The 20,679-nt window shown below is 66.6% G+C and carries 21 protein-coding genes; 12 read left to right on the top strand and 9 right to left on the bottom strand.

Translation table 11 applies throughout. From position 1 onward, the window contains the following. The first annotated feature begins 147 nt into the window (after positions 1-147). A complete protein-coding gene (gene yihA / locus LC407_RS16305) occupies positions 148-750 on the top strand; it encodes a ribosome biogenesis GTP-binding protein YihA/YsxC (RefSeq protein ID WP_025878662.1) in 603 nt (200 codons plus the stop codon). A gap of 94 nt (positions 751-844) precedes the next feature. Here the strand turns inward: yihA and LC407_RS16310 are convergent, their stop codons facing one another. The 3 genes from LC407_RS16310 to LC407_RS16320 all read right to left on the bottom strand — a co-directional run bounded on the left by LC407_RS16310 (position 845) and on the right by LC407_RS16320 (position 4,023). Further along, the gene (locus tag LC407_RS16310) at positions 845-1,819 is read right to left on the bottom strand and encodes an MBL fold metallo-hydrolase (protein ID WP_025878661.1); all 975 of its coding nucleotides are present in this window, start codon (positions 1,817-1,819) and stop codon (positions 845-847) included. Between the two features lie 678 nt (positions 1,820-2,497). Further along, complete coding sequence (locus LC407_RS16315; protein ID WP_223483209.1) at positions 2,498-3,322, bottom strand: helix-turn-helix transcriptional regulator; 825 nt, start codon at positions 3,320-3,322, stop codon at positions 2,498-2,500. After that, positions 3,319-4,023 carry a VIT family protein gene (locus tag LC407_RS16320; RefSeq protein WP_033831997.1) on the bottom strand — a complete coding sequence of 235 codons (705 nt, stop codon included), beginning with the start codon at positions 4,021-4,023 and terminating at the stop codon, positions 3,319-3,321. Before LC407_RS16320 ends, LC407_RS16315 begins: the two co-directional genes overlap by 4 nt. A gap of 152 nt (positions 4,024-4,175) precedes the next feature. Between LC407_RS16320 and LC407_RS16325 the strand changes: the two genes are divergently transcribed. Then, the gene (locus LC407_RS16325) at positions 4,176-5,540 is read left to right on the top strand and encodes a glutamate--cysteine ligase (RefSeq protein WP_025874082.1); all 1,365 of its coding nucleotides are present in this window, start codon (positions 4,176-4,178) and stop codon (positions 5,538-5,540) included. A 131-nt stretch (positions 5,541-5,671) separates the two neighbouring features. Here the strand turns inward: LC407_RS16325 and LC407_RS16330 are convergent, their stop codons facing one another. Beyond that, positions 5,672-6,724: an NAD(P)-dependent alcohol dehydrogenase gene (locus tag LC407_RS16330; RefSeq protein ID WP_025874083.1), complete on the bottom strand. Its 1,053-nt coding sequence runs from the start codon at positions 6,722-6,724 to the stop codon at positions 5,672-5,674. Positions 6,725-6,831: 107 nt separating this feature from the next. On the opposite strand from LC407_RS16330, the gene LC407_RS16335 reads away from it, so the two are divergent. Next, on the top strand, positions 6,832-7,716 hold the full coding sequence (locus tag LC407_RS16335; protein ID WP_025874084.1) for a LysR family transcriptional regulator: 885 nt from the start codon (positions 6,832-6,834) through the stop codon (positions 7,714-7,716). 143 nt (positions 7,717-7,859) lie between these two features. On the opposite strand, the gene LC407_RS16340 is transcribed toward LC407_RS16335, so the two are convergent. Next, complete coding sequence (locus LC407_RS16340; protein WP_223483210.1) at positions 7,860-8,276, bottom strand: VOC family protein; 417 nt, start codon at positions 8,274-8,276, stop codon at positions 7,860-7,862. Between the two features lie 113 nt (positions 8,277-8,389). On the opposite strand from LC407_RS16340, the gene LC407_RS16345 reads away from it, so the two are divergent. Both LC407_RS16345 and LC407_RS16350 read left to right on the top strand, forming a co-directional pair. Next, complete coding sequence (locus LC407_RS16345; protein WP_223483211.1) at positions 8,390-8,947, top strand: hypothetical protein; 558 nt, start codon at positions 8,390-8,392, stop codon at positions 8,945-8,947. A 61-nt stretch (positions 8,948-9,008) separates the two neighbouring features. Then, complete coding sequence (locus LC407_RS16350) at positions 9,009-9,551, top strand: hypothetical protein (RefSeq protein WP_025874086.1); 543 nt, start codon at positions 9,009-9,011, stop codon at positions 9,549-9,551. Positions 9,552-9,597: 46 nt separating this feature from the next. Here LC407_RS16350 and LC407_RS16355 read toward each other — a convergent pair whose 3' ends face one another. After that, complete coding sequence (locus LC407_RS16355) at positions 9,598-10,701, bottom strand: alkene reductase (RefSeq protein WP_223483212.1); 1,104 nt, start codon at positions 10,699-10,701, stop codon at positions 9,598-9,600. Between the two features lie 131 nt (positions 10,702-10,832). On the opposite strand from LC407_RS16355, the gene LC407_RS16360 reads away from it, so the two are divergent. Then, complete coding sequence (locus tag LC407_RS16360; RefSeq protein ID WP_223483213.1) at positions 10,833-11,741, top strand: LysR family transcriptional regulator; 909 nt, start codon at positions 10,833-10,835, stop codon at positions 11,739-11,741. 18 nt (positions 11,742-11,759) lie between these two features. Here the strand turns inward: LC407_RS16360 and LC407_RS16365 are convergent, their stop codons facing one another. Further along, a complete protein-coding gene (locus LC407_RS16365) occupies positions 11,760-12,179 on the bottom strand; it encodes an Imm70 family immunity protein (RefSeq protein ID WP_099785381.1) in 420 nt (139 codons plus the stop codon). A 184-nt stretch (positions 12,180-12,363) separates the two neighbouring features. On the opposite strand from LC407_RS16365, the gene frmR reads away from it, so the two are divergent. The 3 genes from frmR to fghA all read left to right on the top strand — a co-directional run bounded on the left by frmR (position 12,364) and on the right by fghA (position 14,693). Next, complete coding sequence (gene frmR / locus LC407_RS16370) at positions 12,364-12,639, top strand: formaldehyde-responsive transcriptional repressor FrmR (protein ID WP_005411009.1); 276 nt, start codon at positions 12,364-12,366, stop codon at positions 12,637-12,639. Positions 12,640-12,702: 63 nt separating this feature from the next. Then, complete coding sequence (locus tag LC407_RS16375) at positions 12,703-13,812, top strand: S-(hydroxymethyl)glutathione dehydrogenase/class III alcohol dehydrogenase (protein ID WP_025874089.1); 1,110 nt, start codon at positions 12,703-12,705, stop codon at positions 13,810-13,812. Positions 13,813-13,862: 50 nt separating this feature from the next. After that, positions 13,863-14,693, top strand: coding sequence for an S-formylglutathione hydrolase (gene fghA / locus LC407_RS16380; RefSeq protein WP_105164633.1), 831 nt, complete (start codon positions 13,863-13,865; stop codon positions 14,691-14,693). Between the two features lie 96 nt (positions 14,694-14,789). On the opposite strand, the gene LC407_RS16385 is transcribed toward fghA, so the two are convergent. Next, complete coding sequence (locus LC407_RS16385; RefSeq protein WP_025874091.1) at positions 14,790-15,653, bottom strand: PA4780 family RIO1-like protein kinase; 864 nt, start codon at positions 15,651-15,653, stop codon at positions 14,790-14,792. 227 nt (positions 15,654-15,880) lie between these two features. Here LC407_RS16385 and LC407_RS16390 point away from each other — a divergent pair, with 227 nt between their 5' ends. Beyond that, positions 15,881-17,326: a GGDEF domain-containing protein gene (locus LC407_RS16390; RefSeq protein WP_223483214.1), complete on the top strand. Its 1,446-nt coding sequence runs from the start codon at positions 15,881-15,883 to the stop codon at positions 17,324-17,326. A 169-nt stretch (positions 17,327-17,495) separates the two neighbouring features. Here LC407_RS16390 and LC407_RS16395 read toward each other — a convergent pair whose 3' ends face one another. Continuing rightward, complete coding sequence (locus tag LC407_RS16395) at positions 17,496-17,936, bottom strand: universal stress protein (protein WP_059065132.1); 441 nt, start codon at positions 17,934-17,936, stop codon at positions 17,496-17,498. 141 nt (positions 17,937-18,077) lie between these two features. On the opposite strand from LC407_RS16395, the gene LC407_RS16400 reads away from it, so the two are divergent. Further along, positions 18,078-18,995, top strand: a complete 918-nt coding sequence (locus tag LC407_RS16400) for a LysR family transcriptional regulator (protein WP_025874094.1) — start codon at positions 18,078-18,080, stop codon at positions 18,993-18,995. A gap of 154 nt (positions 18,996-19,149) precedes the next feature. Then, on the top strand, positions 19,150-20,679 hold the full coding sequence (locus tag LC407_RS16405) for an MFS transporter (protein ID WP_223483215.1): 1,530 nt from the start codon (positions 19,150-19,152) through the stop codon (positions 20,677-20,679).

Genomic DNA, 20,679 nt, shown 5'->3' on the forward strand with positions numbered 1-20,679 from the left:
TCCGTATGGACCGGCCGGGCGGCGGCGGCCGGCATCGCCCGGATTATCAACGCCGTTTCCTTGCACGGTCAACGCAGCAGTGCAGCATTTTCCCGCTGGAAGGCCCCGGGCCGGGCGCGCGGCGCCGCAACATGCGATCCTATGCGCATGTCATTGCTCATCGAACGCGCCCAATACCACCTCTCTGCCCACAACATGGGGCAGCTGCCGCCCGATGAAGGTTCTGAAGTGGCCTTTGCAGGTCGCTCCAACGCCGGCAAGTCCAGCGCGCTCAATGCGCTGACCCGCCAGAACAGCCTGGCCCGGGTCTCCAAGACGCCTGGCCGGACCCAGCAGCTGGTGTTCTTCCAGGTTACCCCGGACGCCCATCTGGTCGATCTGCCCGGTTACGGCTACGCCAAGGTGCCGCTGGACCTGCAGGCGCACTGGCAGGCCTTCATCGACCGCTACTTCCGCACCCGCGAGGCCTTGAAGGGGCTGGTGGTGGTGATGGACATCCGTCATCCGCTGAAGGACTACGACCGGCAGATGCTGGCCTATGCCGTGCAGCGTGGCCTGCCGGCGCATGCGCTGCTGACCAAGGCCGACAAGCTGAGTCGCAGCCAGCAGATGCAGACCCTGCAGAAGGTACGCAAGGAACTGCATTCGTCGTTCGGCGATACGGTGAGTGTGCAGGTGTTCTCCGGCTCGGCCCGTACCGGCGTGGATGAAGCCCGCGGCATCATCGGCGGCTGGCTGGGGCTGGAATAAGGCGCTCCGCTGCGCTCGCCGGGCATGGCCCGGCGCTACCCTGATGTTTTCCGTCACCGCGATCCGGTAGCGCCGGGCCATGCCCGGCGGCACATCATTTCAGTGGCGAGTATTCCGCCGGTACCCACGCATAGGCCTGGCCTTCGCTGCGCACGTGCCCCAGCCCGGGGAAGGGCAGGTGCGCGCCGGCAACCCACCAGCCCTTGGCGGTGGCTTCCTGCAACAGGCTGCGACGGCTGGCCGTAGCCGCCTTGCGATCCGAATCGGCCTCGAATGCTGCTTCCGGGTGTGCGAACTGCACCGCATGGAAATGCAGCACATCGCCCCACACCAGCAGTGACTGGCCCTGGCTGTCGAAACGGTAGGACACATGCCCCGGCGTGTGGCCGTGGGTATCCATCGCCACCGCGTGGCCCGGCAGGGCGTCGCCAGGCTGGAAGGTGTGCAGGCGACCGGCGGCCTGGTACGGCGCGATCGCGTTGCGTGCCAGCGCGAAGGCAAAGCGCACGCCCTGCGGTGCCGTGGCTTCGCTGGCCGGGTCGAGCCAGTAGCGGGCATCGGCCTTGGACAGCCACACCGTCGCATTCGGATAGGCCGGCTTGCCCTGTGCATCGAGGATCCCGCACAGATGATCGGGATGGGCATGGGTCAGCAGCACCTCATCGATCTCGGCCGGGTCTACGCCGGCCGCACGCAGGTTGCCCAGCACTTGGCCCTGGTCAGGGCCGAAGCACTGCGCGGTGCCGGCATCGACCAGGGTCAGGTGCTTGCCCTGGCGCACCAGGAAGGCGTTGATCGCGGTCTGCAGGCCCTTCTTGTCTTCGGGCACATAGCGGCCTTCGAGCAGGCGGCTGACCAGCGTTGGCGGCACGTCGACCACTTCCTGCCGGCCGAGCGCAACCACGCCGTCGAACAGGGCCGTGACCTGCAGCGCACCGATGCGCTGGTGTTGCACGCCCGGCACCTGCTGGGTGGGGGCGGGCGAGGTGGCCTCGGCCAGCGCGGCCAACGGCAGGGAGGACAGGGCCAGCAGCAGGGCGGCGTGCAATGGCAGATGACGCAGGGTCATGGCGGTTCTTCTCGGTGAGTGATGGGCAGGCCCGTTGCGCACAGCGTGCCGTGTTGCGCGTGCGTGCGGCGCTCAAAGCACTGCGCGGAATGCTCAATGGGGGGTATCGGCAGGGCTGCGCCCTGCACCCGCAGAGGCAACAGCAACGGCAACGGCAACGGCCGAAGCAACAGCAGAAGCTGGTTTCCTGTGGGATGGCGGGGTGGGTCCGGTTGCGGGGGACGCTGCAAGTACGTCCATGTAAGCTCGGTCGCCGCATCCATGCGGCTCACGCCCCCGCAACCGGACCCACCCCGCCTTCGACAGATTCCCGCGATCTGTTGGAATGGCATGACCTGCTTTTGGTGGGTGTCGACCTTGGTCGACACGTAGATCCACGCCATGCGTGGATGCTCTTCGAATTCAATTCGGAATCATCGAAATGAATCGAATGGAATTGGAGGAAATCATCCACGCATGGCGTGGATCTACTGGCCACCGGAATCTGTCAGAGGTGGGGCGGTGTCGGATTGCGGGGTGTCCGCGGCATGGATGCCGCGGCCAAGCCCCCATGGATGGGTTTACGGCGTCCCCGCAATCCGACACCGCCCCGCCATCCCACGGAATGCACGCTGTTGCTGTTGCTTCGGCTGTTGCTGTTGCCTCTGCGGGTGCAGGGCGCAGCCCTGCCGAACAACCCTAGATATCTGTGGGAGCCAGCCCGTACTGCTCGGCGAAGCGCTTGCTGAAACTCGCTGCGGAACGATACCCCGCGCGTGCTGCCACGGTCTTCAACGGCAGATCGGTGGTGTACAGCAGCTGCATGCCATGGGCCAGGCGCGCTTCGGTCAGCAGCTGGCGCAGACTGGTGGCTTCGGCGGCCAACCGCCGCCGCAGGGTCGCACCGCTCAGCGCGAAGTGCGCCTCAACGTCGCGCGACTGCCAGTCGCGGGCCGGTTCGGCGGCGATGCGGTCGCGGATCTGCTCGCCCAGCGTCGGTGCGTGCGGCAACAGCAGGTTGCCGTGGCCCTGCCGGCACCACGCCAGCACCAGCGTGGCCAGCGCCAACCGCGCTTCGCTGTAGTGGCCGTCCTGCAACGACTGCCGCCAGCTGCGCAGTACCGTGGCGTGGTCGCCCAGCGCCTGTCGGGCCAGCGCCGCGCCGGCCGTTGGCAAGGCCTCGCTCCACAGCGTGCGCGCCGCTGCCAGGACTTCCGTGCACAGCGGCACGATCGCGCTGAGGTAGCGGCCGGTCTGCGGGTCCGGTGTGTTGACCACGTCGATGCGGCAACGCTGGGTGATCAGCAGGATGTCGCCGGGCACGAAGGTCAGCGACTGGTGGGCGTTACGTACCTGCTTGCGGCCTTCCAGCAGGATGGCGAACTGTGGCTGGGGAATCTCCACCGAACTGGCACCATGCTCGCGGCGGGCGGTGATGCAGGCATAGCCCTCAGCGCGTTGGCAGCCGGCGAGGCTGGCCATCTCCGCCAGTAGTGCCATGGCGGTGGGGGGTATGCCGGTCATATGACGTGCGCGCCCAGCAGGCGACCGACCGCGGCCGCGGCGGCCATCGCCAGTGCACCCCAGAACATCACGCGCAGGGCGCCGCGCGTGGGTGATGCGCCACCGGCGCGTGCCGCCATCGCGCCGGTCAGGCACAGGCCGGCCAGCGTGCTGACCGTGGTGGCCGTGGCGACGTTCTGTACCGGCGTCAGCAGTGCGGTCAGCACCGGCAGCGCGGCGCCACAGGTGAAGGCGGCGGCCGACGCCAATGCGGCCTGCAACGGCCGCGCGCGCAGTTCCTCGGTGATGCCCAGTTCGTCGCGCGCGTGGGCACCCAGCGCGTCGTGGGCGGTCAGCTGTTCGGCAACCTGGCGCGCCAACGCCGGCTCCAGCCCGCGATGGCGGTAGATCGCGGTCAACTCGTCCAGTTCGCTGTGCGGGTCTTCGTGCAGCTCGCGCTTCTCCATCGCCAGATCGGCATTTTCGGTATCGGCCTGGGTCTGCACCGATACATACTCGCCGGCGGCCATCGACATCGCGCCGGCCACGGTGCCGGCCACACCGGTGGCCAGGATCGTGCTGGCCGAGGCGCCGCTGGCGGCCACGCCGACCACCAGGCCGGCGACCGAGACGATGCCATCGTTGGCGCCCAGTACGGCGGCCCGCAGCCAGCCGACGCGATCGGCACGGTGCAGCTCGGGATGTCGTGAATGGCGGCTCATGGCCCTGAGTGTACGAGGGTCAAGAGGGTGTCGGTAGGATGCTGAAACCCGTCACCGTCGCATGACGTAACGAGCCGCCAGGCTATAGTGCGCCCTTGCGATGCAAGGCTCCCAGCCCCACATCCCCTGCCACCGTCCAGCGAGCCACCCCCTTGTCGAGCCCCAGCCACGTCGCCGATACGCCCATTACCGACCGCTCGCAACTGGTGGCGGAGATCGCCTCCGGCGAGAAGCCCCGTTCGCAGTGGCGCATCGGTACCGAGCACGAGAAGTTCGGGTTCCGCCTGGATGACCTGCGTCCGCCGACCTTCGATGGCGAGCGCGGCATCGAGGCCCTGCTCAACGGCCTGGTCCGCTTCGGCTGGACGCCGGTGCAGGAGAACGGCAACACCATCGCCCTGCTGCGTGATGGCGCCTCGGTGACCCTGGAGCCGGCGGGCCAGCTGGAGCTGTCCGGTGCGGCGCTGGAAACCATTCACCAGACCTGCGTGGAAACCGGCACCCACCTCAATGAAGTGGCGCAGGTGGCCGGCGAACTGCAGCTGGGTTTCCTCGGCATGGGCTTCCAGCCGAAGTGGACGCGCGATGAAATGCCGTGGATGCCCAAGGGCCGCTACAAGATCATGCGCTCGTACATGCCCAAGGTCGGTTCGCTCGGCCTGGACATGATGACCCGCACCTGCACCGTGCAGGTGAACCTGGATTACGCCAGCGAAGCGGACATGGTGAAGAAGTTCCGTGTGTCGTTGGCGCTGCAGCCGATCGCCACCGCACTGTTCGCCGACTCGCCGTTCACCGAAGGCAAGCCGAACGGCTACCTCAGCTACCGCTCGCACATCTGGACCGATACCGATGCCGACCGTACCGGCATGCTTGACTTCGTGTTCGAGGACGGCTTCGGTTACGAGCGCTATGTCGACTACCTGCTCGATGTGCCGATGTATTTCTCCTACCGCGATGGCATCTACCACGATGCCAGCGGGCAGAGCTTCCGCGACTTCATGCAGGGCAAGCTGCCGGTGCTGCCGGGCCAGCTGCCGACCCTGCGCGATTGGTCGGACCACACCACGACCGCGTTCCCGGAAGTGCGGTTGAAGAAGTACCTGGAAATGCGCGGTGCCGATGGTGGCCCGTGGAGCCGGCTGTGTGCGCTGCCGGCCTTCTGGGTGGGCCTGCTGTACGACGACACGGCGCTGGATGCGGCGTGGGATCTGGTGCGTGACTTCAGCCTGGCCGAGCGCCATGCGCTGCGTGATGGCGTGCCCAAGCACGCGATGGGCCTGCCGTTCCGCGGTGGCACCGTGCGCGACCTCGCCCGCGAGGCGGTGAAGATTTCGGTGGACGGGCTCAAGCGCCGTGCGGCGCGCAATGCCGATGGCCAGGATGAGAGCAAGTTCCTGGACGTGCTGCAGGAAATCGTCGAGTCCGGCCTGACCCCGGCCGAGCGCAAGCTGGCGCTGTTCCATGGCCGCTGGCACGGCGACGTCGACCCGGTGTTCCGCGAGTTCGCGTACTGAAAATGCGCCCGCCGGGCATTGCCCGGCGCTACCCGCCACGAATCCGGTAGCGCCGGGCCATGCCCGGCGGGTGGCGTACGCAAAAAAAACCCCGGCAATGCCGGGGTTTCTTCATTCCATCAGCGCAGCGATCAGGCCTTGATGGTGGCCATGTCGATCACGAAGCGGTAGCGCACATCGTTCTTGGCCATGCGCTCCCAGGCTTCGTTGACGTTCTTGATGTCGATCATCTCCACGTCGCTGACGATGCCGTGCTCGGCGCAGAAGTCCATCATCTCCTGGGTTTCGGCCATGCCGCCGATCGCCGAACCGGTCAGGTTCCTGCGACCGAAGATCACGCTGCCACCGGTCAACGGCGGGTCCAGTTCGGTCAGCACACCGACCAGGCACATGGTCGCTTCGCGCTTGAGCAGGCCCATGTACGGGTTGGTGTCATGGCTGACCGGGATGGTGTTGAGCAGGAAGTCGAAGCTGCCGGCATGCGCCTTCATCTGCTCGGCATCGCGCGAAACCAGCACTTCGTCAGCGCCCAGGCGCTTGGCGTCGGCACCCTTTTCCGGGGTGGTGGTGATCATCACCACGTGCGCGCCGAGCGCCTTGGCGAACTTCACGCCCATGTGGCCGAGGCCACCCAGACCGATCACGCCGACCTTCTGGCCCGGGCCGACCTTCCAGTGGCGTAGCGGCGACCAGGTGGTGATGCCGGCGCACAGCAGCGGCGCGGCTGCCTTCAGGTCCAGCGTTTCGGAGACCTTGACCACGAAGCGCTGCTCGACCACCACGTGGTCGGAATAGCCGCCGTAGGTCGGTGCGCCGCTTTCACGCTCGCGGCCGTTGTAGGTCCAGGTCGCACCTTCGGCGCAGTACTGCTCCAGGTCGTGCTGGCAGGCATCGCAATGGCGGCAGGAATCGACCATGCAGCCGACACCGGCGTGGTCGCCGACCTTGAAGCGGGTGACCTCGCTGCCGACTTCGGTGACCCGGCCGATGATCTCGTGGCCCGGCACCATCGGATAGATCGAGCCACCCCAGTCGTCGCGGGCCTGGTGCAGGTCGGAATGGCAGATGCCGCTGTACAGGATCTCGATGCGCACATCGTTCGGGCCAACCGCGCGGCGCTCGAATTCGAAGGGCACCAGCGGGTCGGTATGGGTGTGGGCGGCGTAACCACGGGCGAGGGACATGGGGAATCCTTGGCAGGGTTTGTCGAAAGGCGTTTTACAATACGCTCCGTACCTCAGGGTAAGAAGCGTATATATCGGCATGATTCATCAAGGCAGACTGCACAATCATGGCCACTGACAACCTGACCCACCTGGCCGCCTTCGCTGCGGTCGCCCGCCACCGCAGTTTCCGCCGCGCCGGTGCCGAACTGGCCCTGTCGACCTCGGCGGTGAGCTATGCGATCCGCGCGCTGGAGGAACGGCTGGGGGTGGGCCTGTTCCACCGTACCACCCGCAGCGTGGCCCTGACCGAGGCCGGGCAGCGCCTGCTGGAGCGCCTGCAGCCGGCGCTGGGGCAGGTGCATGACGCGCTGGAGGAAATGAACCACTTCCGCGCGGTGCCGGCCGGCCTGCTGCGGATCAATGCGACGCGGGCGGCGGTGGCGACCCAGTTGGGGCCGCGGCTGGCGCGGTTCCTGCACGCGCATCCGGACGTACGGGTGGAGCTGACCGAGAACGATGGCCTGGTCGATATCGTTGCCGAGGGCTACGACGCTGGCGTGCGCCTGCACGAGTTCGTGCCCGAGGACATGGTGGCGGTGCCGATGGGGCCGCCGCTGCGCGGATTGATTGTCGGTTCACCCGAGTACCTGCGGCGCCGGCCGGCCCCGCAGCATCCGCGCGACCTGGCCGCGCACGAGTGCGTACGTTTCCGTTTCGCCAGCGGCCATCTGTACAAGTGGCAGTTCGAACGCGACGGCCAGACCCTGGAGATCGACGTACCGGGTCGACTGACGCTGTGCGAGCAGGGCACCGTGGTTGGCGCGGTGCTCGATGGCATCGGCCTGGCCTATGTGCTGGAAGACACCGCGCGGCCGTATCTGGACGACGGCCGACTGGTGGCGGTGCTGGAAGATTGGAGCGAACCGTTCGCCGGGTTTGCGCTGTACTACCCGAAACAGCGGCAGATGCCCGGTGCATTGCGTGCGTTCGTGGACATGCTGCGCGAATGAATCGCGATCACCCGCATCCACGCGTGGCGTGGATCTACTGACCATCGCCGCACGCCCATTTTGATCCACGCGCTGCATGGATGCCGTTACATCTAGTAGATCCACGCCATGCGTGGATTGGCGCCCGCTACGCAGTGACCAATTCATTCGACCAGCGCGTCATACCCTGCATCGCTGAACTGGATCAGGCAGAAGCCATGGCCGAACGGATCGGACAGCACGGCGATCTTTCCCCAGAGGCGTTCGCGGACGGGGCGTTCGAGCGCGGCTCCGGCCGCAACCGCGCGGGCAAGCGCCGCGTCGATGTCAGCGACCACCCAGTCCAGATGCACGGGCGTCCAGTGGCGCTCGTAATCGCGCACATCGCCGTCATCAGTCGCTGCGCTGCCGGCATCGCTCTGCAGCAGGTACAGCGGCGTGGGGCCACCGAGCAGTTCCAGCGCACCGGGGCCAAGGCGGCGACCGACCCGCAGGTCGAAGGCTGCGGTGTAGAAGGTTTCAGCGGCAGCAAGATCGGGCACGTCGAGGTTGACGATGAACGAAGTGGTGACGGAGTTCATGGAGACTTTCGTCATGTTGTTGGGCACGGATGTGCGGTCTAGGATCGAACTGTAGTTCAGGATCGGAGTGCCCGGTCGTTGCGATCGGTGGCCTCGTTGCCAGGGAGGGTTCCATGCGGGATCTGGAAGTGGAAGCGCGAGTACGCAAGCTGGAGCTACGGGCAGGCCGGTGGCGGTGGCTGCTGGTGGCTATCCCCGTCCTATTGATGTCGATTGTGCTGGCTGGTCGCGGATTTGCCAGGCCGGAGGTCGGCATTGTTCCGGAGATCCGCACCCAACGCCTGATCGTGCTTGATCAGGAAGGGCGCAAGCGGGTGGAGATCGGTGAGGACGCGCCGGATCTGGACATCAAGCGCAACGCCCGGGTGGCGGGGTTGATCATCTTCGATGGCAATGAACAGGAACGCGGAGGCATGGTCACCGCCGACGATGGCAGCGCTACGGTTGCCCTGGATGCGCCGCGTGGCGTTGGCTATCGCGTGTCAGATCGGGCCGGAATGAAAGTGGGAGCGGACGGTTCGGCGCTCATCGGTGTCCTGTCCAACGCCGGGGGCTTTGCCGCCAAGCTGATCGCGCAGGGGGCGGAAGGACAGTTGGAGGTGAGCCGCGTGGATTCCACCGAAGGCGGAGCATCCACCCGTGTGATCCACGTGGAGGCTGATAGCAGGTGACGGAACAACCACAGGCGCAAACAGGGAGCGCAACATGCATGAGCAGGATATAGCCGTACGCTTGGAACGCCTGGAACACAGGCTGCGCCGCAGGAATCTGCTTGCTGCCTCGATGTTCGCGCTGGGCGCATCGTTGGCCCTGATCGGGACCAGCGTAGCCACGCCCGATGCCGGCGTAGTGCCGGAGATCCGTACCTACAAGCTGACCGTGCTCGACAGTGAAGGGCGCACGCGCGTGCAGATTGCCGAGGATGCCAGTGACATTGCCCGCAACTCACGTGCAACGGGCATGACCATCTACGATGCGAAGGGCGATGAGCGCGGTGGCATCGGCACCATGGCCAACGGCAGCGCGGTAATGGCATTGGATGCACCGGTTGGCGTGGGATACAAGGTTCGCGATCGGGCGGGCATGAGAGTCGCGCCCGATGGCACCGCCGTGATCACGGCACTGTCCAACGAGGGCAGCTTTGCCGCCAGCCTGGTGGCGCAGGGCAACCAGGGGCGGCTTGAGCTGAGCCGCAAGGACTCGGCCAGGGGCGAGATCAGCACCCGTGTGCTGACCTTTGATTCGGACTCGACGAAGGTCGAGAAGGCGCCGTGATGTGTTCGGTGGCGAATGGCGCGCCGCATCCACGCGTGGCGTGGATCTACGGGGCCGGCGGGTAGTCGAGGTAGCCCTCGCTGCCGCCGCCGTAATAAGTGCTGCGGTCGGGGATGGCCAGCGGGACATCGCGCTGCAGGCGCTCGACCAGATCCGGGTTGGCGATGAACGGTTGGCCGAAGGCGGCCAGATCGATGATGCCTTCCTCGACCAGCCGCAGGGCGCGTTCGCGGGTCATGCCGCCGGCCAGGATCACCGTACCGCCATAGGCCTGCTTGAAGGCCTTGAGGAAGGCCTTGCCGATCGCCGGTGCGCCGTGCAGGTAGTTGTCATTCAGATGCACATAGGCCAGCGCGCGCTTGCCCAGTTCCTCGGCCAGGTACAGATAGCTGGCTTCGTTTTCCGCATAGGCGGGCATGTCGAAGACCTGGCTGTTCGGCGCAAGGCGCACGCCGATGCGGTGCGCGCCGATGCGCGCGGCCATCGCATCCACGGTGTCCAGGATCAGCCGGGCGCGGTTGCGCAGCGAACCGCCGTACACGTCCTGCCGGTCATTGGTGACCGGGTTGAGGAACTGCTCGAACAGATAGCCGTTTGCCGCATGCAGTTCGATGCCATCGAAGCCGGCGGCGATCGCGTTGTCGGCACCCTGCACGAAGTCGGCGACGATGCCCGGCACTTCTTCCGTGCTGAGTGCACGCGGCGGCGTCGGATCGGCATGGCCACGGCTGCCGTCGTCCAGGTACACGAACGAGGTGTTCTTCGGATCGCTCGCCACCGGCCGCGTGCCAGCGCTCACCGGCTGGCCGCCGTCGGGCTGCAGCGAGCTGTGTGACATGCGGCCGACGTGCCACAGCTGCGCGAACATCGCGCCCTGCGCAGCGTGTACAGCGTCGGTGACAAGCGTCCAACCGGCCACCTGCTCGGCCGACCAGATGCCCGGCACGTCGATGTAGCCCTGGCCCTGCGGTGAGACCGGGGTGCCTTCGCTGATGATCAGGCCGGCGCTGGCGCGCTGCCGGTAATACTGGGCGGTCAGCGCATTGGCGACGGCGCCGGGGTTGCGGGCACGGGTCATCGGCGCCATCGCGATGCGGTTGTGCAGGGGTAGTCCAGCGAGGTCGAAGGGGCGGAACAGGGCGGCGGTCATGTCAGTCATCTCGGAGCGGGGGAGGGCGCCAACGGCGCGACAGCACCATGATGGAGTTGACATGCGGGCACATAAAGGCGGTAGATTTCCCGTCAGGCGGGACAATCTGTCCCCAATGAGCGAGCCTGCCGATGCTTCGCGTCGAATCCCTGAATGGCCTGGCGACCTTCGTCACCACGGCGCGCTCGGCCACCTTCACCGAAGCCGCCGACGCGCTGGGCATCTCCCGCTCGGCGGTCGGCAAGGCCATCGCCCGGCTGGAAACGCGGCTGGGCGTGCGCCTGTTCCATCGCACCACCCGGCGCATCGCGCTGACCACCGACGGCGAGGCGTACTACGCCTCCTGCGCCGCGGCCCTGGATGAAATCGCGGCGGCCGAAGCCTGCCTGGGCTCGGCTGCGCATCTGCCGAGCGGCCGCCTGCGCATCGACATGCCGTCCTCGTTCGGGCGGCTGGTGGTGCTGCCGGTACTGCTGCGCATGTGCAATGAACACCTGGACCTGCAGTTGACGATGACCTTCACCGATCACTTCGTTGACCCGGTGGAAGAGGGCATCGACCTGCTGATCCGCTTTGGCGGCCTGCATCACGCCGAGCACCTGGTCGCGCGCAAGCTGGCCAGCCAGCGCCTGGTGACCTGCGCGTCGCCGGCCTACCTGCAGGCCTATGGTGTGCCGCAGACGCTGGACGAACTGCGCGACCATCGCAGCGTGGTCGGCTTCCGTCATGGCCAGTCGGTGGCGTGGCGGATCGGCAGCGAGGGCATCAACGGCAGCTTCATCCCCAGTGCCACGCACCAGCTCAACGATGGCGATGCGGTGATCGAGGGGGCGATCGCCGGGTTGGGGATCTGCCAGATGCCGATGTCACTGGTGCGCCATCACCTGGAATCCGGTGCGTTGCAGTCGGTACTGGACCACTGCACGCAGCACCATGTGGACATCCACGCGCTGTGGCCACAGACGCGGCATCTGCGACCGAAGGTGCGTTACGTGGTGGAAGAACTGACCCGGCTGGCCGCAGAAGGGGCGTTTGATTGAACGGGCCTTGGTGACTGCTCAGTAGCTGACGATCTTCGCGCATGCTTCCTCGCCTTCAGCGAGATCCTCAAAGATCTCAACCAGAATTCCGATGAGATCCCGTCCGTGCGCGGTGACGAAGTAATCCGCAAGACTGTTGATGTCTGTCGAGATGTCATCTCCCCACGGAGGCTGGAGAGATCGATCTTCGAGTGACCAGATGACGCGGCTCGGGGAAAGGTAGGTCAGTTCGCTCTGAATGATGCGCATCTCGGCGAGTGCGCCGATGCCATCCTCTCGCGACAACGTTCCGGCATAGAGCTTGTTCATGATGATGGGGAAGCGGCTCCCCCATCCATCGGATTCCAGATTGCCGGCGATGGTCGAGAAAAAGGCGTACAGGAACGTACTGCTCCCGATCTCATCGGTGATGTTCCCCAGTTGGATACCGACTCCCATCGTTCCACTCCTGACGCAGTTGGGTAGAGATTGGCAGACATCGGCGTGGTGTAAGAGCGTGTTCTCTAACTAGTTGATTTGCTTTGCCTATTGATGGCGGATGGGGTTCAAGGGGCGGTCATTAGCGTCACTTTCGCAACTTGATATATACTATCCCCCAGTATAGTTCCGAGGCCGGCCCACGATGCCGCACTCTCCCGAAGAGAAAAAGAAGGTTCTGGCCCGCGTGCGCCGCATCCGCGGCCAGTGCGATGCGCTGGACCGCGCGCTGGAAGCCGGCGCCGACTGCGGGCCGGTGCTGCAGCAGATCGCCGCCATCCGTGGCGCGGTCAACGGCCTGATGTCCGAAGTGATGGAAGCGCACCTGCGCGAGGAGTTCGGCCAGCCCGCCGCCTCCGATGAACAACGCGCCGAACGCGTGCGCGACATGAGCGCGTTGATCCGCTCGTACCTGAAATGAACGACGGCGCGACACAGCGCCGCGCATCCTGTTTTCCGCAAGCCCTTTCTGGAGAGTGCCATCATGAAATCCCGTGCCGCCGTCGCCTTTGGTCCCGGCCAGCCGCTGCAGATCGTCGAGATCGACGTCGCCCCGCCGAAGGCGGGCGAAGTGCTGGTCAAGATCACCCACACCGGTGTCTGCCACACCGATGCGTTCACCCTGTCCGGCGATGATCCGGAAGGCCTGTTCCCGGTGGTGCTGGGCCATGAAGGCGCCGGCATCGTGGTGGAGGTGGGCGAGGGCGTGACCAGCGTCAAGCCGGGTGACCACGTCATTCCGCTGTACACCGCCGAATGTGGTGAATGCCTGTTCTGCAAGAGCGGCAAGACCAATCTGTGCGTGTCGGTGCGTGCCACCCAGGGCAAGGGCGTGATGCCCGATGGCACCAGCCGCTTCAGCTACAACGGCGAGCCGATCTACCACTACATGGGCTGCTCGACCTTCAGCGAATACACCGTCGTTGCCGAGGTGTCACTGGCGAAGATCAACCCGGAAGCGAACCCGGAGCATGTCTGCCTGCTCGGCTGCGGCGTGACTACCGGCATCGGCGCGGTGCACAACACCGCCAAGGTGCAGGAAGGCGACAGCGTGGCCGTGTTCGGCCTGGGCGGCATCGGCCTTGCGGTCATCCAGGGTGCGCGCCAGGCCAAGGCCGGGCGCATCATCGCGGTGGACACCAACCCGTCCAAGTTCGAGCTGGCCCGCGAATTCGGCGCCACCGACTGCATCAACCCGAAGGACTTCGACAAGCCGATCCAGCAGGTGATCGTGGAGATGACCACCTGGGGCGTGGACCACAGCTTCGAGTGCATCGGCAACGTCAACGTGATGCGTGCGGCGCTGGAATGCGCCCACCGTGGCTGGGGCCAGAGCGTGGTGATCGGCGTGGCCGGTGCCGGTCAGGAAATCTCCACCCGCCCGTTCCAGCTGGTCACCGGCCGCAAGTGGATGGGCACCGCGTTTGGTGGCGTGAAGGGCCGCAGCCAGCTGCCGGGCATGGTCGAAGACGCGATGAAGGGCGATATCGAGCTGGCCCCGTTCGTCACCCACACCATGGACCTGGACAAGATCAACGAAGCCTTCGACCTGATGCATGAAGGCAAGTCGATCCGTTCGGTCGTCCACTACTGAGCCGCGCCGGGCGGCAGGCGCTTGCCTGCCGTCCCTCGGGAGGAAACCTCATGGAACGTATCGAACACCGCGCCTGTGCCGGCGGTTGGCAGGATGTCTACCGCCATCATTCGACCACGCTGGGCTGCGACATGCAGTTCGCCGTGTACCTGCCGCCGCAGGCGGAAACCCGGAAGCTGCCGGTGCTGTACTGGCTGAGCGGACTGACCTGCACCGAGCAGAACTTCATCACCAAGGCCGGCGCGCAACGCTATGCGGCCGAGCACGGCGTGATCATCGTCGCCCCGGACACCAGCCCACGCGGCGATGACGTGGCCGATGCCGAGGGCTATGACCTGGGCAAGGGCGCGGGTTTCTATCTCAACGCCACACAGCAGCCGTGGGCCAAGCACTACCGCATGCACGACTACGTCGCTCACGAGCTGCCGGCGTTGATCGAGGCGGGTTTCCCGGCCACCGACGCACGAGGCATCAGTGGCCATTCGATGGGCGGCCATGGCGCGCTGGTGATCGCGCTGCGCAACTCCGGCCGCTACCGCAGCGTGTCGGCGTTCTCGCCGATCGTGGCACCCAGCCACGTGCCGTGGGGGCAGAAGGCATTCGCCGCCTACCTTGGTGACAACCCGGCCGACTGGGCGCAGTGGGATGCCTGCGAACTGGTGGCCCACGCCGGCGAGCGCTTGCCGCTGCTGGTTGACCAGGGCGAGGGGGATGAGTTCCTGCACAGCCAGCTGCAGCCGCAGCGCCTGCAGCAGGCCTGCGATGCTGCCGGTCATCCGCTGAGCCTGCGCCTGCAGCCCGGCTACGACCACAGCTATTACTTCATCGCCAGCTTCATCGGCGAGCACATCGCGCACCACGCCCGGGCGCTGCACGTCTGACCCTGACGGTAGTGCCGGCCGCTGGCCGGCATTGCCTTGAGAACAGTCGAGCAAGCTCGACGCTACGGCGGCCAGCCGCCACGCATGGCGTGGCGCTTACACGTCGTCTTCTTCTTCCGCCGCTTCACGGCCCTGCTGGCGGATCAAGGCTTGTTCGCGCGCATCGTTGATGGCGTGGCGCACGCTGTCCAGGTCGACGGTGGATTCATCGTGCACGAAGGTGCCGGTGAGCTCACTGTCCGGCAGCAGGCTGCCCGCCTCGAACAGCGCCCACATTTCCTCGCCATACCAGCTGTCCAGCAGTTCGGGCGCGAAACGGCCCAGGTAGGCGGTGAGGTTGTTGACATCCCGCAGCAGCATGCTGCGCGCGGCGTTGTTGCCGCCCGCACTGACCACCTGAGGGAAATCGATCACCACCGGGCCATCGGGACCGACCAGCACGTTGTACGGCGAGAGATCGCCATGGATCAGGCCGCAGCACAGCATGCGCACCACCTGGCGGACCAGGGTCTGGTGGAACTGGCGGGCCTGCTCGGGCTCCAGCTCCACCTCGCCCAGGCGCGCGGCGGAGAAACCGTCGGCATCGGTGACCAGCTCCATCACCAGCACGCCGTGGTAGTAACCGTACGGCTCGGGCACGCGCACGCCGGCATCGCGCAGCTGGTACAGCGCGTCCACCTCGGTATTCTTCCAGGCCGTTTCCTGCTGCTTGCGGCCGTATTTGCTGGCCTTGCCCACCGCACGCGCCTCGCGGCTGCCGCGCACCTTGCGACCTTCCTGGTACTGCACGCGCTGCTGGAAGCTGCGCTGGGCCATGTCCTTGTAGACCTTCGCGCAGCGCACCTCGTTGCCGCTGCGTACCACGTACACGGCCGCTTCCTTGCCGCTCTTGAGCGGGCGTAGAACTTCATCGATCACGCCGTCGTCGATCAGGGCGCGCAGTCCTTCCGGGGTTTTCACGGGATCTCTGGGGCGGCCGGCGCGGACGCGCTGGCCAGAATGGGGAGGAATCTGCGCATTTTACAGGTCGCGGCTGCCCAGCGGCTTCCCGGCTGGCCCGCGAGCGTCGCTGGGCAACCGTCCCACGAGACGGCTGCCACCGTCGCGGATTTTCCAAAGTGGATCACGCCACCGTGGCGGCGCGGCGCGCTATCGTGCGGCCATACGGCCTTGCCGATGGGGGATGCATGCCGGTTGCGCTGGCGCTGCTGTTCGTGGTCTGCCACGGTCTGGCCGTGGCGTTCTGGCCGGGCCCGGCCGGCGGTAGCTCGTTCGTGTTTCTCACCGCCGCGCCGCTACTGGCCGCGGCCGCCTGCCTGTGGCGTGGCCAGCGGGACCGCGCCGCGCTGGGCTGGCGCGCCACGGCACTGGCACTGCTGCTCTGGGCCGGCGGCATGGCCTTCAACATGATCGATGCGCTGGGCGCCGACCGCGCCAACATCACCCCGCGCGCCAGCCTGCTGTTGTATGTGCTGTACGGCGTGCCGCTGGTGTTCATCCTGGCCCGCGCCCGTCGCGAACGCCGGATGATCAGTCTGATCGACGGCGTGATGGCCGCCCTGCTGGGCGTGCTGTTCTTCGTGCATACCCAGTCCTTCGCCGACCGCATCGATATTGACGACCAGGCGATGGCGCACATGCAGCGCATGTTCGACATCCAGAACCTGTGCATCGCCGGTTTCGCGGTGGTGCGCTGGGTCGCCGGCGACGCGCCTGAACGGCGCAGCTTCTACCGCGCGCTGGCGCTGTATGCGCTGTCCTATCTGCTGCTGGCGTTCTACATCAATCACTACACCGCCGAGCAGTCGTTCGGCGCCTACAACGATCTGCTGATCGACCTGCCGTTCCTGCTGCTGGCGCTGCTGGCGCTGCGTCAGGCACCCGCACCGGGCTTCGTGCTGCATCCTCGCCTGCTGCGATTGGTGCAGGCCGGTGGACCGATCATCCTGCCCTTGTTGCTGCTGGTGGTCGGTACCCTGGTGGTGGACCACGCGCGGCCGCTGGCGCTGACCGGGTTCGTGGTGGCAACGCTGGGCTTCAGCCTGCGCAGCACGTTGCTGCAGCTCGACCTGCTGGAGCGGCAGGCAGGCCTGGATCAGCTGGCACGACAGGATGGCCTGACCGGCGTAGCCAATCGCCGCCAGTTCGATACGCTGCTGCTGGCCGAATGGAACCGGGCGCGACGCAGCGGCAGCGAACTGGCATTGCTGCTGGTGGACATCGACCATTTCAAGGCATTCAACGACGAGCACGGTCATCCTGCCGGCGACCGCTGCCTGCAGGCGGTGGCTGCGGTGCTGCAGGCCACTGCCGGGCGCGCGGCCGACAGCGTGGCGCGCTATGGCGGTGAGGAATTCGCGGTGATCGTGCCCGGCAGCCCACTGTCGGGTGTGCTGGCGCTGGCCGAGCGCCTGCGCGAGGCGGTGGAAGCGCTGCCGCTGCCGGAAGGCCGGGTCAGCATCAGCGTGGGCGTGGGTTACCTGCATCCGCCGGCGCTGGCCACCGCCGAACAGTTGCTGGCCGATGCCGATGCCGGCCTGTACGCGGCCAAGCGTGCGGGCCGCAACCAGGTGATCCTGCACGCACACGTGCTGGACGACGACGGGGGCGCGCACGACACGCTGGACTGTTGAGCATGGCTGCGCGACTGCCACGGCAGGAAAGTGCGTGGTTGATCGGGGCTGGCGCGACCGCCCGGTCGGATCCAGCGGCGCAGGCGTTGTCGGCCAGCGGCCGGCACTACCCTGGCAGGCAGCCCGCGTCAGGCCGCCGCAGGCCAGTACCTCGCCAAGGTGGCGATACCTACGGATCACGTGTTTCCACCAGCACCGGGCAAGGCGCATGGTCGATCGTCCATTGCCCCACCGAGGGCTCGAACAGGCGCTGCAGGCGTGACAGATGGCGGTGGCCGATGACGATCAGGTCGCATTGCAGGCGACGCGCCTGCGCGCTGATCACTTCGCCAGGATCGCCGGAAGGCAGCTGTGCGATGGCGTCCACGCCGCGCTCGCGCAGCTCGGCCAGGGCGTCGGCCAGTACCGCTTCGGCATGCGCCTGCTGCCGGGCGGCGGCGGGATACTCACGGCGGTCGGCATCGGTGGCACCAGCGGCCAGCGCGAATTCCGGGTCAAGCACGCACAGCAGGTGCAGGCGGCTGCGGGGGCCGGCCATGGTGGCGGCCAGGTCCAGCACGCGGTCGTGCTGGGGGCCGCCATCAAGCGCGACCAGCAGGGTGTTGAACATGGAAAGCTCCTTTGCAGGGCGCTGATGGTCGCTGATGTCGTCGCGCGCACCCATGCCGTGCGCCGCAGTCAATGCGTGCGTACAACGCAATTCTGGATGATCTGGATTGCAGTAGAGTCATCCCATTTGCGGGAGACTGCCATGCCCTTGCCGGACCTGAACCTGTTGCTGGCACTGGATGTGCTGATCGACGAATGCAGCGTGGCGGCCGCTGCGCGACGGATGAATCTCAGTGCGCCGGCGATGAGCCGTACCCTGGGCCGGGTACGGGTAGCCCTGGGTGATCCGGTGCTGGTGCGCGCCGGCCGTGGGCTCGCCCCCACGCCACGCGCGCTGGAACTGCGTGAGCAGGTGCGCGATGTGATCGAGCAGGCACACCGCGTGTTCAATGCGGGCCGCGAGGTCGACATGGCCACGCTGGAACGAACGTTCAGCGTGCGCGCCAACGATGTGTTCATCGGCAGCTATGGCGGCCGCCTGCGTGATGTCTTCCGCCAGCAGGCACCGCGCTGCATGCTGCGCTTCGTGCCCGAAGGCGATACCGATGACGATGCGATGGTGCAGGGGCGGATCGACCTGTACATCAGCACGGCCGGCAAGCACAGCCCGGAAACCAAGGTGCAGCACCTGTTCACCACCTCGCTGCTGGGCGCGGCACGCGAGGATCATCCGTTGTTCGACGGCGACATCAGTGTCGAGCGCTTCGCCGCGTGCGACCACATCGCCGTGTCCCGGCGCGGGCTTGCGCATGGCCCGATCGACGAAGAGCTGGCAGCGCTTGGCCTGCAACGGCGGGTGGCGGTGGTCATCCCTACCTTCCATGGCGCGATCTTTGCTGCCGCCGATTCGGACCTGGTGCTGCCGCAGATGCCAAGCGTGATGCTCGACCGCATCACCCGAATGGGCCTGCCGCTGCGAATGTTCCCGCTGCCTGTGCCGGTGCGGACCGTAGCGCTGGTGCAGGCCTGGCACCCACGCATGGACAACGACCCGGCCCACCAGTGGCTGCGGCGGGCGATCAAGGGCATGTGCGATTCGGTCGAGGCGGCCCACCACTGATTGCCCGCGGGCGTGCGTTGTACGCACGCCTGCGATGCCGGGCACGCCATTTTTCGCAGGCAACGGCCTTTCTAGACTGCGCTCCCGAAAGTTTCACTGAGCGCAATCCAATGTCTCCATATATGCCGTGTACTGCACGGATCGGCAGCCGGCAGTGAGCACGCCGGCCGCCATGCCCGCGGCGCCGGCAGCGCCCCGGCCCGTCGCTGCCCCCGGCTTCGACCGGCGCATCCTGGTTGGGCTGTGCGGTGTGCTGCTGGCAGTGCTGGTGTCGGGTTTCAACGAGAACGTCACCAAGGTCGCGCTGGCCGACATCCGCGGTGCGATGGGTTTCAGCGTCGATGACGGCAGCTGGATCGTGGCGCTGTACAGCGCCATGTCGGTCAGCGCGATGGCATTCGCACCGTGGTGCGCAGCCACCTTCTCGCTGCGCCGCTTTGCGCTGGCTATGATCGGCGGCTTCATGGTGCTGGGCGTGCTGTGCCCGCTCGCCCCCAACCTGCAGACCTTTCTGCTGCTGCGCGCATTGCAGGGACTGTGTGGGGGCGCGCTGCCGCCGCTGCTGATGAGCGTGGCGCTGCGCTTCCTGCCGCCGGGCATCAAGCTGTACGGCCTGGCCGCCTACGCACTGACCGCCACCTTCGGGCCGAGCATGGGCACTCCGCTGGCCGCATTCTGGGTGGAGCAGGTGGGCTGGCACTGGGCGTTCTGGCAGATCGTGCCGTATTGCCTGGCGGCGATGGCGATGGTCGGCTGGGGCCTGCCACAGGATCCCCTGCGGCTGGAGCGCTTCGCACAGTTCGACGGCGTCGGCCTGATGCTCGGCCTGCCGGCGCTGGTGCTGCTGGTACTGGGTTTGGTGCAGGGCCCGCGCCTGAACTGGTTCGACTCGTCGTTGATCACGCTGATGCTGGGTGGCGGTGCGGGTCTGCTGGTGTTGTTCTTCATCAACGAGTGGTTCCATCCACTGCCGTTCTTCAAGCTGCAGCTGCTGGCCAACCGCAACCTCAGCTACTCGCTGATTACCCTCGGTGGCGTGCTGTTCGTGCTGCTGGCGGTGATCTCCATTCCTTCCGGCTTCCTCGCCAGCGTGCAGGGCTATCGCCCGCAACAGACCGCGCCGATGCTGCTGTGGGTGGCGGTGCCGCAGGTCATCGCGCTGCCGTTGGTCGCCGCACTGCTGAACATCCGTGTGATCGATTGCCGTTGGGTGCAGGCCACCGGCCTGGCCCTGCTGGCGCTGGCCTGCTGGCTGGGCGCGCATCTGGACGTCAGCTGGATACGCGACAACTTCCTGTGGGTACAGCTGCTGCAGGTGTTTGCGCAGCCGATGGCGGTGCTGCCGTTGCTGATGCTGGCCACCGGTGGCCTGGCGCCACAGGACGGCCCCTTCGCATCGGCGTGGTTCAACACGGTCAAGGGCTTTGCTGCGGTGCTGGCCAGCGGCGTGCTGGAAGCGGTCGCGCAGGGACGCCGCCATTTCCACTCCACCGTGCTGGTCGAGCGGCTTGGCGAACAGCCGTGGCTGGCCGAAGGGCCGCAGCTTGGCGCGCGCCTGCATGCGCAGGTGCAGGCGTTGACCTCGGCCGATCTCTACCTGCTGGTCGCGTTGGTCGCGCTGGCCTTCATTCCCCTCATTGCCTGGATGCCCACCCGCATCCATCCGCCACGTGCCGTGGCCTGA

Origin of the sequence: Stenotrophomonas sp. OVS01A, assembly GCF_019969775.1 — a bacterium.
Lineage (GTDB): Bacteria > Pseudomonadota > Gammaproteobacteria > Xanthomonadales > Xanthomonadaceae > Stenotrophomonas > Stenotrophomonas indicatrix.